This window comes from Allobosea sp. 67-29 (genome assembly GCF_001898115.1).
GTDB lineage: Bacteria > Pseudomonadota > Alphaproteobacteria > Rhizobiales > Beijerinckiaceae > Allobosea.
In genome coordinates this window covers 35,793-47,921 of the sequence record NZ_MKSQ01000026.1, presented here as the reverse complement: position 1 = coordinate 47,921, position 12,129 = coordinate 35,793, and the positions used below count along the sequence as shown (strand labels likewise).

General features: G+C 69.0%; 12 protein-coding genes. 6 read left to right on the top strand and 6 right to left on the bottom strand.

Annotation, left to right across the window (positions count from 1 at the left end; genetic code table 11):
* Complete coding sequence (gene tlpA, locus BGO20_RS19285) at nt 1-627, bottom strand: thiol:disulfide interchange protein TlpA (protein WP_291659092.1); 627 nt, start codon at nt 625-627, stop codon at nt 1-3.
* Between the two features lie 27 nt (nt 628-654).
* Between tlpA and argH the strand changes: the two genes are divergently transcribed.
* The 4 genes from argH to BGO20_RS19265 all read left to right on the top strand — a co-directional run bounded on the left by argH (nt 655) and on the right by BGO20_RS19265 (nt 6,682).
* The gene (gene argH / locus BGO20_RS19280; RefSeq protein WP_291659091.1) at nt 655-2,040 is read left to right on the top strand and encodes an argininosuccinate lyase; all 1,386 of its coding nucleotides are present in this window, start codon (nt 655-657) and stop codon (nt 2,038-2,040) included.
* A gap of 80 nt (nt 2,041-2,120) precedes the next feature.
* On the top strand, nt 2,121-2,402 hold the full coding sequence (lptM, locus tag BGO20_RS19275; protein ID WP_291659090.1) for an LPS translocon maturation chaperone LptM: 282 nt from the start codon (nt 2,121-2,123) through the stop codon (nt 2,400-2,402).
* A gap of 155 nt (nt 2,403-2,557) precedes the next feature.
* Nucleotides 2,558-3,847, top strand: coding sequence for a diaminopimelate decarboxylase (lysA, locus tag BGO20_RS19270; RefSeq protein WP_291659089.1), 1,290 nt, complete (start codon nt 2,558-2,560; stop codon nt 3,845-3,847).
* A gap of 138 nt (nt 3,848-3,985) precedes the next feature.
* Complete coding sequence (locus BGO20_RS19265) at nt 3,986-6,682, top strand: TIGR02302 family protein (RefSeq protein WP_291659088.1); 2,697 nt, start codon at nt 3,986-3,988, stop codon at nt 6,680-6,682.
* Between the two features lie 5 nt (nt 6,683-6,687).
* On the opposite strand, the gene BGO20_RS23640 is transcribed toward BGO20_RS19265, so the two are convergent.
* Both BGO20_RS23640 and BGO20_RS23635 read right to left on the bottom strand, forming a co-directional pair.
* Nucleotides 6,688-7,056 carry an EamA family transporter gene (locus tag BGO20_RS23640; protein ID WP_362890485.1) on the bottom strand — a complete coding sequence of 123 codons (369 nt, stop codon included), beginning with the start codon at nt 7,054-7,056 and terminating at the stop codon, nt 6,688-6,690.
* Nucleotides 7,014-7,544 (bottom strand): DMT family transporter, encoded by a 531-nt coding sequence (locus BGO20_RS23635; RefSeq protein ID WP_362890482.1) that lies wholly within the window; start codon nt 7,542-7,544, stop codon nt 7,014-7,016. The genes BGO20_RS23640 and BGO20_RS23635 overlap by 43 nt, the downstream gene beginning before the upstream one ends.
* A gap of 171 nt (nt 7,545-7,715) precedes the next feature.
* On the opposite strand from BGO20_RS23635, the gene BGO20_RS19255 reads away from it, so the two are divergent.
* The gene (locus BGO20_RS19255) at nt 7,716-8,918 is read left to right on the top strand and encodes an MFS transporter (protein ID WP_291659087.1); all 1,203 of its coding nucleotides are present in this window, start codon (nt 7,716-7,718) and stop codon (nt 8,916-8,918) included.
* Between the two features lie 110 nt (nt 8,919-9,028).
* Here the strand turns inward: BGO20_RS19255 and phbB are convergent, their stop codons facing one another.
* Genes phbB through BGO20_RS19240 form a run of 3 tightly spaced genes read right to left on the bottom strand, consistent with a single transcriptional unit; the run spans nt 9,029 to nt 11,205 of the window.
* Nucleotides 9,029-9,751, bottom strand: a complete 723-nt coding sequence (gene phbB, locus BGO20_RS19250; RefSeq protein WP_291659086.1) for an acetoacetyl-CoA reductase — start codon at nt 9,749-9,751, stop codon at nt 9,029-9,031.
* 44 nt (nt 9,752-9,795) lie between these two features.
* Nucleotides 9,796-10,011, bottom strand: a complete 216-nt coding sequence (locus BGO20_RS19245; protein ID WP_291659085.1) for a DUF1737 domain-containing protein — start codon at nt 10,009-10,011, stop codon at nt 9,796-9,798.
* Between the two features lie 15 nt (nt 10,012-10,026).
* Entirely contained in the window at nt 10,027-11,205 is a 1,179-nt protein-coding gene (locus BGO20_RS19240; protein ID WP_291659084.1) for an acetyl-CoA C-acetyltransferase, read from the bottom strand.
* Nucleotides 11,206-11,517: 312 nt separating this feature from the next.
* Between BGO20_RS19240 and phaR the strand changes: the two genes are divergently transcribed.
* Complete coding sequence (gene phaR, locus BGO20_RS19235; RefSeq protein WP_291659083.1) at nt 11,518-12,114, top strand: polyhydroxyalkanoate synthesis repressor PhaR; 597 nt, start codon at nt 11,518-11,520, stop codon at nt 12,112-12,114.
* Nucleotides 12,115-12,129 lie beyond the last annotated feature (15 nt).

Sequence of the window (12,129 nt, the reverse complement as noted above, 5' to 3'; positions counted from 1 at the left end):
CTAGCGGCCGATGGCGGCCTTCATCAGCGCCTTCGAATCGGCGCTGGCCCAGTCGGCGGGGCCCTGGATGATGCCGAGCTCGCAGCCGGTCTTGTCGACGATGATGCTGACCGGCATGCCCTCGACCTTGTGCGCCTTGCGCAGAGCCTGGAAGGTCGCGGCCTGCGGGTCGCCGTAGAACGGCAGGGCCGTGACCTTGTTCTCGGCGAGCCAGGCCTTCGGCTTGTCGAGATTGCGCGTGTCGATGTTGATCGCGACCACGGCGAAATCCGCGCCGCCCATCTCCTTCTCGAGCGTGTCGAGTGCCGGCATCTCCTTGAGGCAGGGCGCGCACCAGGTCGCCCAGAGATTGACGAGCAGGGTCTTGCCCTTCAGCGCCGCCAGCGTCAGGGGCTGGCCGTCAGGTCCGTTGAAGGCGAGCTCCGGCGCCGGCTGCGGGCGGGCCCGGACCTCGACCGCGGCCACCTCGCCCTTCGCCAGCGGGGCCATGCGCGCTGCCGTCGTGGCGGCCGCGCTGCATGATCCGTTGCCGGCGCGGCCCAGCCCGGAGTAGAAGGCTGCGCCGCCGCCGAGGGCGATCAGGGCCAGCGCCCCGGCTGCGGACAGGATGATCGTTCGAGACCTCATCGCGCCCTAGAAGCAGGAAAGACCGCCGTGAGCAACCGCATGTGGGGTGGGCGTTTCGCCACAGGTCCCGACGCCATCATGGAGGAGATCAACGCCTCCATCGATTTCGACAGGAAGCTCTGGCGCCAGGATATCCGCGGCTCGCTCGCCCATGCCGCGATGCTGGCCGAGACCGGCATCCTGACGAAGGACGACGTCGCGACGATCACGGCCGGTCTCAAGCAGGTCGAGGGCGAGATCGAGGCCGGCAGCTTCACCTTCTCGCGGGCGCTCGAAGACGTCCATATGAACGTCGAATCGAACCTCAAGGACAAGATCGGCCTCGCCGCCGGCCGGCTGCACACCGCCCGCTCGCGCAACGACCAGGTCGCGACCGACATGCGGCTGTGGGTGCGCGACACGCTCGACGAACTCGACGGCCAGATGGCCGACCTGCAGCTGGCGCTGGCCGAGAAGGCGGACATGTATGCCGGCGCGGTGATGCCGGGCTTCACCCATCTGCAATCGGCGCAGCCGGTCACCTTCGGCCATCACCTGCTTGCCTATGTCGAGATGCTGGGCCGCGACCGCAGCCGCATCCGCGATGCCCGCGCCCGCCTCAACGAGTGCCCGCTCGGCGCCGCCGCTCTCGCCGGAACCTCGTTCCCGATCGACCGGCACATGACGGCGAAGGCGCTCGGCTTCGACCGGCCGACGGCGAACTCGCTCGATTCGGTCTCGGATCGCGACTTCGTGCTGGAAACCCTCTCCACCGCCTCGATCTGCGCCATGCATCTGTCGCGCCTGGCCGAGGAGATCGTGCTCTGGGCGACGCCGCAATTCGGCTTCGTCAGGCTCTCCGACGCCTTCTCGACGGGATCCTCGATCATGCCGCAGAAGCGCAATCCCGATGCGGCCGAGCTGGTGCGCGGCAAGGCGGGGCGCGTCTTCGGGGCGCTGCAGGCGCTGCTGACCATGATGAAGGGCCTGCCGCTCAGCTATTCCAAGGACATGCAGGAGGACAAGGAAGGCACCTTCGACGCCCTGCAGACGCTGTCGCTCTGCCTCGCCGCCATGGCCGGCATGGTCCGCGACATGCAGCCCGACCTCAAGGCGATGAAGAAGGCCGCGGGCTTCGGCTACGCGACCGCGACCGACCTCGCCGACTGGCTGGTCCGGGTGCTGAAGATGCCGTTCCGCGACGCGCATCACGTCACAGGCCGCCTCGTCGGCATCGCCTCGGAGAGGAAGGTGGGGCTGGAGAAGCTCTCGCTCGCCGAGATGCAGGCCGTCGAGCCGAAGATCACCGAGGCCGTCTTCGCCGTGCTCGGCGTCGACCAGTCGGTGAAGAGCCGCGTCAGCTATGGCGGCACGGCCCCGGCCAATGTCCGCAAGCAGGCCAGGCGCTGGCTGAAGCAGCTTGCGAAAGGCTGAGGGTCCAGCGGCGGAGAGCCTCGCGCTCCGCCGCATCCTCCGCTACTGTCCCGCCACGTTCCGTCCGAGGGCCTGTCTTCGTGCTCCCATCTCGTCTCAATCCTGCCCGACTGAAATTCGGCCGCACTCTCCTGGTCGTGGGCCTGCTCGGCCTGGCGCTCGCGGCTTGTGGGCGCAAGGGGCCGCTCGAGCCGCCGCCGAACGTATCGGGCGCGGTCGATCTTCCGGACAACCAGATCGGCGGCGAGGACGCGACCGACATGTCGTCCTACGGGCAGACTTCGGTGCTGGCGAAGCCGGCGAAGGCGAACAAGGCGATCGTCGTGCCGGACAAGCCCTTCCTGCTCGACCCGCTGATGTAGCGGGGCTTTCGCCCGGCCGGTCCGGGCGATCGAAGCGAGGCGGCGGACCCGCACCGGGAGTCTGTCTCGGCGGGAGCGAGGCTCGCCTCGCGGCACTTCGTTAGCTGCGCCCGGAACGTCCGGGCGGTTCAAATCGGCCTTCTCGGGGTTTTCCCATGCATCATTTCGCCTATCGCGACGGTTCCCTGCATGCCGAGGGCGTCGATCTCGCCCGTATCGCGGCGGAGGTCGGCACGCCGGTCTATGTCTATTCGAACGCGACGATCGAGCGGCACTACAGGCTGTTCGAGGCGGCGGTGAAGAAGGCTGCGCCGGACGGCAAGGCCCATGTCTTCTACGCCATGAAGGCGAACGGCAATCTAGGCGTGCTGAAGACGCTTGGAGCCCTCGGCGCCGGCATCGATACCGTTTCGGAGGGCGAGGTGCGCAAGGCGCTCGCCGCCGGCATTCCGCCCGAGAAGATCGTCTTCTCGGGCGTCGGCAAGAGCGAGCAGGAGCTGCGCTTCGCCGTCGAGGCCGGCATCTACCAGGTCAATATCGAAAGCGAGAGCGAGCTCGACCTGCTCTCCAGGGTCGCGGCCTCGCTGGGCAAGCGTCAGGAAGCGGTGTTCCGGGTCAACCCCGATATCGGCGCCGGCGGCCACGCCAAGATCACGACCGGCTCCTCCGAGAACAAGTTCGGCGTCTCCTTCGAGGAGGTCGGCCGGCTCTATTCCCGCGCGGCCAACATGCCGGGCGTGCGGATCATGGGCCTCGCCGTCCATATCGGCAGCCAGATCCGCGAGATCGACGCCTTCGAGGCGGCCTATTCGAAGATGGTCGCGCTGGTCGGCGATCTGAAGGGCGAGGGGCACCGCGTCGACCGGCTCGATCTCGGCGGCGGGCTCGGCATTCCCTACGACATCCCCAAGACCTTCGATTACGGGCCGGGGCTGATCGAGGCCTATGCGCAGATGGTCGCCAAGGTGACCAAGGGGCTCGATGTCGAGCTCGGCTTCGAGCCCGGCCGCCTGATCGTCGGCAATGCCGGCATCCTGCTGACGCGGGTGCTGCACCTCAATCCGCGCCCGACCAAGCAGTTCCTCGTCGTCGACGCGGCGATGAACGATCTCGTCCGGCCGGCGATGTACGAGGCCTATCACGAGATCTGGCCGGTGACCGAGCGTCCCGCCGAAGCGCCCGATCTCGCCTATGACGTGGTCGGGCCGATCTGCGAGTCGGGCGACACCTTCACCACGGGGCGGGCGCTGCCGCAGATGAAGCCGGGCGACCTTCTCGCCTTCATGACCGCCGGCGCCTACGGTGCCTCGATGTCCTCGACCTACAACCAGCGCCTGCTGGTGGCCGAGGTCATGGTCAAGGGCGACCGCTATGCCGTCACGCGGCCACGCCAGAGCTACGAGGAACTGATCGGCACGGACCGCGCGCCGGAGTGGTTCGGCTGAACCGGCGCAGCCGATCGTTCACGAAACGTCGAGCGCGGTGCAAAGGCCCGTCCGAGGACTGGCAATGCCACATTCCCGTGTTAGCCTGATCGGGTCAGGTGATCTCAGACGGAAATGGGGGCCGCCCGGAGCGATGGCATGAGCGAGGCAGAGCGCCGGAAGGCGCCCGACACGATGGACGGCATCCGGCAGCGGCTGCGCCGTCTCGCGCTTGCCTCCCGGGTCTCGCTCGGCTGGGAGCGGCTCTGGCCGCGGCTCTGGCTGCCGCTCGGCATCATCCTCGCCTTCCTCGCCCTGTCCTGGTTCGGCCTGTGGACGCATCTGCCGTGGTACGGGCGGATCGCCGGCGTCCTGGCCGTCGCCGCCGCTTTCCTCGCCAGCCTGTGGCATGTCGCGCGCTGGGCCCCGCCGACGCATCGGGAGGCGCTGGTCAGGCTCGATCGCTCGTTCGCCGGCGGGCATCGACCCGCTTCGGCGCTGGAGGACAGCCTCGCCGTCGGCTCGAAGGATCCCGTCTCGCAGGCGCTGTGGAAGCTGCATGTCGAGCGCCAGAGCCGGCAGGTCGCGGCGCTGCGGGTTTCGTTGCCGCATCCGCTGATGGCGGTCCGCGACCGGCGGGCGCTGCGCGCCGCGCCGCTGCTCGCCGCGATCGCCGGCTTCTTCGTCGCGGGTCCGGAGGCGACGCAGCGGATCTCCGCCGCCTTCGACTGGCAGGGCCCGCCCGGTTCCGTGCCGTCGAGCCGCATCGACGCCTGGATCGACCCTCCCGGCTATACCCGCCTGCCGCCGATCCTGATCGACTTCGCCAAGCTGGCGAGCCCCAATCTCAGCGCGCCGGAAAAATCGGTCATCGTCGTGCGCGTCGCCGGCAAGACCAATATGGACGTGGTGACGACCGGCAAGCTCGAAGCGAAGCCGGCCGAGGACAAGGCTGGCGATGGGAGCAAGGCCGAGCCGGCACGTCAGGCCCAGCCCGGCGATCCGCAGCAGGCGGTGCTGGAGCGCCGCTACGTGCTGGCCGGCAACGGCACGCTCCGGCTCACCGGCAGCGGCGCGCCCGGGGCGACGCTGCGCATCACCGCCATTCCCGACCAGCCGCCGACCATCGCCTTCGTCGATCCGCCGAAACCGGTGGTGGGGGCGCAGTCGGGCGGGCTGAGCATCACCTACAAGGCCAAGGACGATTACGGTCTGGCCTCGATCGAGGTCGCCGTCTCGCGGCCCGATGCGGCGAAGGGCGGTCGCTCGCTGGTCGAGCCGCCGAAGCAGAACCTCGCCGTTCCCTCCTCCGCCACCGGAGAGCAGGAGCTGAAGGGCAACGTCGACTTCTCGGCGCATCCCTGGGCCGGCGCCAAGGTCCGCATGGTGCTGATCGCCAAGGACGAGGCCGGCCAGGAGGGGCGCAGCCAGCCGGTCGAGGTGGTGCTGCCGCAGCGCACCTTCACCAATCCGCTGGCCAAGGCGCTGGTCGAGCAGCGGCGCAAGCTGGTGATGAACGTCGACGACCGCAAGCTCGTGCAGCTCGCCATGGATGCGCTGATGATCGAGCCGGCGCTCTTCATGAAGGAGACGGGCACCTATCTCGGCATGCGTATGCTGACCGAGCGGCTGCGGAAGTCGCAAAGCGACGACCAGCTGCGCGAGGTCTCGGAGCTGATGTGGGCGATGGCGCTGCAGCTCGAGGACGGCGACATGTCCGACGCCGAGCGGGCGCTCCGGCAGGCGCAGGAAAACCTGCAGCAGGCGCTGGAGCGCGGCGCCTCCGAGGAGGACATCAAGAAGCTCACCGAGGAGATGCGGCGGGCGATGGACAACTACATGCGCCAGCTCGCCGAGCAGATGATGCGCCAGCAGCAGAACGGCGAGCAGGACCAGGCACGGCTGCCGGAGAATTTCCGCACGGTGACGCCGCGGGATCTGCAGAACATGCTCGACCGCATCGAGGAATTGTCCCGGCGCGGCGACATGGCCGAGGCGCAGCGGCTGATGGAAGAGCTCAACCGGATGCTGAACAACCTGCAGATGGCGCGCCCCGGACAGGGCGATCCGCGCCAGAACCAGATGAACCAGGCGCTCGGCGACCTCGACCGGATGACGCGCGACCAGCAGAACCTGCGCGACGAGACCTATCGCAACGAGCGAAACCGCCAGGGCGAGGCTCAGCGCGGCCAGCGCCCCGGCCAGCAGCAGGCCCGTCCGGGTCAGCGCGGCCAGCAAGGCCAGCAAGGCCAGCAGGGGCAGCGCGGCCGGCAGCCCGGCCAGCAGCCCGGCGACCAGGGCGAGAACGGCGAAGGCGGCCAGGGCATGCAGGGCCAGAACGGGCAGGGGCTGTCCCAGCGCCAGCAGGCGCTGCGCGAGCGGCTCCAGGACCTGCAGCGGCGGATGCGCGGCATGGGCGCCCCCCAGAACGGCGAGCTCGGCGAGGCCGAGGAGGCGATGCGCGAGGCCGAAAGGCAGCTCGGGCAGGGCGACGGCGAGGGCGCGCTCGACGCGCAGGGCAGGGCGATCGATGCGCTGCGCCGCGGCGGACAGAACCTCGCGCAGCAGATGCAGGGCCAGCCCGGCGAGGGCGACGGCACCGAGAATGCCTATGGCGATCCGGACGGGCGCCAGCAGGGCCGGCCTTCCGGCCAGCAGCGCGGCAGCGAGGACCCGCTCGGCCGGCCGCAGCGCCAGCGCGACTGGGCCGATGGCCGCGTCAAGGTCCCGGGCGCCGACGAGAGCGCGACGCAGCGGGCGCGGCGCATCCTGGAGGAATTGCGCAAGCGCCTCGGCGATCCGCTGCGGCCGCAGGAAGAGCTCGACTATCTGGAGCGGCTGCTGCGGCGCAATTGAGCCGCTCAGGCCTTCCGCCCGCCGCCGCTCGCCACCAGCGCTCCGACTACGATCAGCGCGCAGGAGGCTGCCAGCAGCCAGCTCGCCTGGGCGTAGCCGAACAGCACCAGGATCAGCGTCGAGAGCACGGGGGCGGCATAGGAGGCGACGCCGAGCAGCGCGACGTCGCCCCGCTTCATGCCGATGTCCCAGACCACGAATGCGAGGCCGATCGAGCCGAGCCCGAGCCCCAGCACGCCGCGCCATTCCACCGCCGTCAGAGACCACAGCGTCGTCTCGAAGGCGAGGTGGCAGGCGAGCGCCGGCACGGCACAGCCCAGCATGGTGAGGCTCAGGCTTTCCGAGGGCACCTCGGCGAAGCGCCGCGAGGCCACCGAATAGCTCGCCCAGACGAAGGCGCCGAGCGCGGCGAGCAGATGGCCGAAGGCGAGGCCGCGGCCGCCGCCGAGCCCGCCCGAGACGAGAGCCCGGTCGCGGCGAGGCCGATCAGCGCGCCGACGAGATGACGCGGCTTCAGCCTGCCGCCCGGCAGGAGCGCGGCGAACAGCACGATCAGCAGCGGCCAGAGGTAATGGATCAGGTTCGCTTCGGCCGGCGGGGCGGTCTTCACCGCGGCATAGTACAGCGCGGTGTCGCCGAAGGGGCCGTAGAGGCCAAGCGCGAAGGAAGCCGGCGTCGGCCGCACCCGGCGAAGATCGCCGCGCAAGGCGGTGATGGCCAGGATCAGCAGCCCGCCGATCACGAACGTCATGGCGACGAGCTGGAAGGGCGGCACGCGTCCCGACATGGCCGTGAACAGCGCCAGCGTCGACCAGAGCAGGATGGCGCAGAAGCCGATGAGAGTGGCGGAGCGGGTGGTCACGATCGGCTCAAGGACTGGGACCGGGCTGCGATAGCAGCTTCGGCGGCAAATGCCAGCTGGGCGGTGCGGCAAGGCGAGAGCGGCATTTTGCATCGCAACCCGGCTTGGCGGCCATGGGCGCCATGCTTCGGGCAGCGTTGACGCCGGAGCCGGCTCGGATATGCCTCCTTCATGACCACGATCCCGATGCCGTCCGTCGCGCGCCGGCCGCTGATGCCGGTTCTGGCAGCGCTCAGCCTCGCCCATCTGCTGAACGATCTCGTCCAGTCGATGATCCCGGCGCTGTATCCGTTGATCAAGGAGACCTACCGGCTCGACTTCATGCAGATCGGCTTCATCACGCTGGCCTTCCAGGTGACGTCGTCGCTGCTGCAACCGCTGCTCGGCTACGTCACCGACCGCAGGCCGTGGCCCTATGCGATGGTCGCCGGCATGTGCTCGACGTTGACGGGGCTGCTGCTGCTGTCCTTCGCGCACAGCTATCCGGTGGTGCTGCTGGCGGCGGGTCTGATCGGCCTCGGCTCGGCGGTCTTCCATCCGGAGGCCACCCGCATGGCGCGCCATGCCGCGGCTGGCCGGCAGGGTCTGGCGCAGGGCGTGTTTCAGGTCGGCGGCCATGTCGGCTATGCGGTGGGTCCGCTGCTGGCGGCCGCGGTCGTCGTGCCGCGCGGGCAGGAGAGCCTGTCCTGGTTCTCTCTGGTGGTGCTGCTGGCGATGGGGCTGATGGGCTGGATCGGCGCGCGCTACGCGGCGATGCGGCGCGAGCAGACATCCTCCCGTGAGCATGTCGAGGAGGTCGCGAGCCACGGGCTGCCGCGGGGACGCATCCTGCTGGCGATGGCGGTGCTGATCCTGCTGCTGACCTCGAAGAACGGCTACACCGCGGCCTTCACCTCCTACTACACCTTCTACCTGATCCAGCGCTTCGGCGTGGAGGTGCAGCTCTCGCAGATCATGCTGTTCCTCTACCTCGTGGTGGGCGCCATCGGCGTCATCCTCGGCGGCATGATCGGCGACAGGATCGGGCGCGACCGGGTGATCTGGCTCTCGATCCTCGGCTCGCTGCCCTTCGCGCTGGCGCTGCCCTATGCCGACCTGTTTTGGACCGGCGTGCTCTCGGTCATCGTCAGCTTCATCATGGCGAGCGCCTTCTCGGCGATCCTGATCTACGCCATCGACCTGGTGCCGCATCGCATCGGCCTGGTCGGAGGGCTGTTCTACGGCCTGTCCTTCGGGCTCGGCGGCGTCGCGGCGGCGGCGCTCGGCGCGCTCGCCGACCAGGTCGGCATCATCCAGGTGTTCAAGCTCTGCGCCTGGCTGCCGGCGCTCGGGCTCCTGACCTTCCTGCTGCCGAGAAGCGTCAAGCGCCTCTGAACCCGCCCGGGCCGGGCGCCTTCATGACGAAGGCCGCGGCATCGCCGCGGCCTCCTCGCTCAGCTCGCACCGCCTGCTTCGGAGCGGCCGGGGCGCGCTCCGGGCGGGGGTCAGGCCATGTACTGGCCGCCATTGATGGCGAAGGTCGCGCCGGTGGCGAAAGCGCCATGCTCGGACGCCAGCCAGACCACCATCTGTGCGATCTCCTCGGGCTTGCCGAGGCGCCCGGCCGGGATGCCGGCGATGACGCGCTGCAGTGCCGCCTCCGGCATCGCCGCGACCATGTCGGTGCCGATATAGCCGGGGGTGATGGCGTTGACGGTGATGCCCTTGTTGGCGTTCTCCTGCGCCAATGCCTTGACGAAGCCGATGTCGCCGGCCTTGGCCGCCGAATAGTTGACCTGGCCCATCTGGCCCTTCTGGCCGTTGATCGAGGATATCACGATGACCCGGCCGAAGCCGCGGGCGCGCATGCCTTCGATCACCGGCCGGGTCATGTTGAACAGCGAGTCGAGGTTGGTGCGGATGACGTCCGACCACTGCTCCTTGGTCATCTTGTGGAAGAAGCCGTCGCGGGTGATGCCGGCATTGTTGACGAGGATGTCGACCGGGCCGAGCTCGGCCTCGACCTTGGCGATGCCGGCGGCGCAGGCATCGTAGTCGCCGACGTCCCATTTAAAGACCGGGATTCCCGTCTCGGCCTTGAACTTGGCGGCCGCCTCGTCGTTGCCGGCATAGCTGGCCGCGACCTTGTGACCGGCCTCCTGCAGGGCCTTGCAGATCGCCGCGCCGATACCGCGCGTTCCCCCCGTAACCAGCGCCACCTTCGTCATAGCCAGTCTCCCTCTTGGTCAAGTCCCGTGCGGCTTTGCCGCCGTTATTGTTCGGATAGCTTCAGCGCGGGCGTGTAGGCCACGTCCACGTCCTTGATGATGGCCTGGCCGCAGATGACGCGTCCTTGCGCTGCGTCAAAGGCAAGCGTCGGCTGGCCGTAGAGCGACCAGCCCCGGCTCAAGGCCTCCGACACCCGATGACAGAACGCGGCATCATCGGGGCCGGTGAGATAGCGGTAAAGCGTCGTGCGCTTCGCCATGGAGGGGCGCCTGGCTCAGCGCTCCACGGCCATGGCGACGCCCATGCCGCCGCCGATGCAGAGCGTGGCGAGACCTTTCTTGGCGTCGCGCTTGGCCATCTCGTGCAGCAGCGTCACCAGGACGCGGGCGCCCGACGCGCCGATCGGATGGCCGATGGCGATGGCGCCGCCGTTGACGTTGACGATGTCGGGGTTCCAGCCGAGGTCCTTGTTGACCGCGATCGCCTGCGCCGCAAAGGCCTCGTTGGCCTCGACGAGATCGAGATCGCCGACCTTCCAGCCGGCCTTCTCCAGCGCCTTGCGGGTCGAGGGGATCGGGCCCGTGCCCATGATCGCCGGATCGACGCCGGCCGTCGCCCAGGAGGCGATGCGGGCGAGCGGGGTCAGGCCGCGGCGGGCCGCTTCCTTGGCCGTCATGATGACGAGCGCGGCGGCGCCGTCGTTGATGCCGGACGCGTTGCCCGCGGTCACGGTCCCGTCCTTCGAGAAGGCGGGCTTGAGCTTGGCCATGGCCTCCAGCGTGGCGCCGTGGCGGGGGTATTCATCGGTGTCGACGACGATGTCGCCCTTGCGGGTCGAGATCGTGAAGGGGACGATCTCGTCCTTGAACCTCCCGGCCTTCTGGGCGGCCTCGGCCTTGTTCTGCGAGGCGACGGCGAAGCGGTCCTGCTCTTCGCGGCTGATCTGGTACTTGGTCGCGACGTTCTCCGCGGTGGTGCCCATGTGGTAGCCGTGGAAGGCGTCCCAGAGACCGTCCTTGATCATGGTGTCGACGAACTTGACGTCGCCCATCTTGGTGCCGGCGCGCAGATAGGAGGCGTGCGGGGCGAGCGACATCGATTCCATGCCGCCGGCGACGATGACGTCGGCGTCGCCATTGGCGATCTGCTGCAGCCCGATGGCGACGGTGCGCAGGCCCGAGCCGCAGAGCTGGTTGAGGCCCCAGGCCGTCCGCTCCTGCGGGATGCCGGCCGCCATCGCGGCCTGGCGGGCCGGGTTCTGGCCCTGGCCGGCGGCGAGAACCTGGCCCATCACCAGCTCGTCGACCTCGGCGGCGTCGACCTTGGCGCGGCTCAGCGCTTCCTTGACGGCGGCGGCGCCGAGCTCATGGGCGGGCGTGTTGGCAAAAGCGCCGTTGAAGGCGCCCACCGCCGTGCGCGCCGCGCCGACGATCACGATATCCGTATCTGCCATGAGGGAATTCCTTGCTTCTTTCTCGAGTGCCTGCCGCGCCGCTCCCGCCGGCGCAGCCTTCCCCGCCACCTTCGAAGCCTGTCGTGACGCCGTCAAGTCAGGCGTGCTGCCCTATCCGGCGCCGCGACGGTGCGCCGGCTGTGGAGCATGCGGGCCCGCCGGCGCGGCCGCCTCAATTCCGACGGCTTTTTGCGCCGCACGCTCAAAAAACTTGCGGCGCAGCACCGAGCGGCTATCGTCGGCGCGGGGAGAACGTTCCGTCGAACCGCGCCGGCCCGGCCGGCGCCGCGGATCAACGTCTAGCAGGGTATGATGGCCAGCGAAAAAGAACCGACCGTCATCAAGAAATACGCCAACCGGCGCCTCTACCACACAGGGACGAGTTCCTACGTCACGCTGGAGGATCTGGCAGGGCTCGTCAGGGCCGGTGAGGATTTCGTCGTCTACGACGCCAAGTCCGGCGAGGACATCACCCGTTCGGTGCTGGCCCAGATCATCTTCGACGAGGAGGCCAAGGACGGTCAGAACCTGCTGCCGATCACCTTCCTGCGACAGCTGATCCGCTTCTACGGCGACAGCATGCAGGCGCTGGTGCCGCGCTACCTCGAATTCTCGATGGAGAATTTCACCCAGGAGCAGAACAAGTTCCGGGAGCAGATGGCCAAGGCCTTCGGCGGCTCGGCCTTCGGCGGCAACGCGCTCGACGCCATCCAGGCCCAGACCCGCGCGAACATGCAGATGTTCACCGAGGCGTTCCGGATGTTCAACCCGTTCGCCGCGTCGGCGGCCGCGAAGGCCAAGCAGGGGGCGGCGGCCGAGCCGGCGGCCAAGGGCGACGAGCTCGGCGACCTCAAGCGCGAGCTCAACGAGATGCGCGAGCGGCTGGACAAGCTCTCCCGCAGCAAGTGAGAGCGGCTCTGCGAG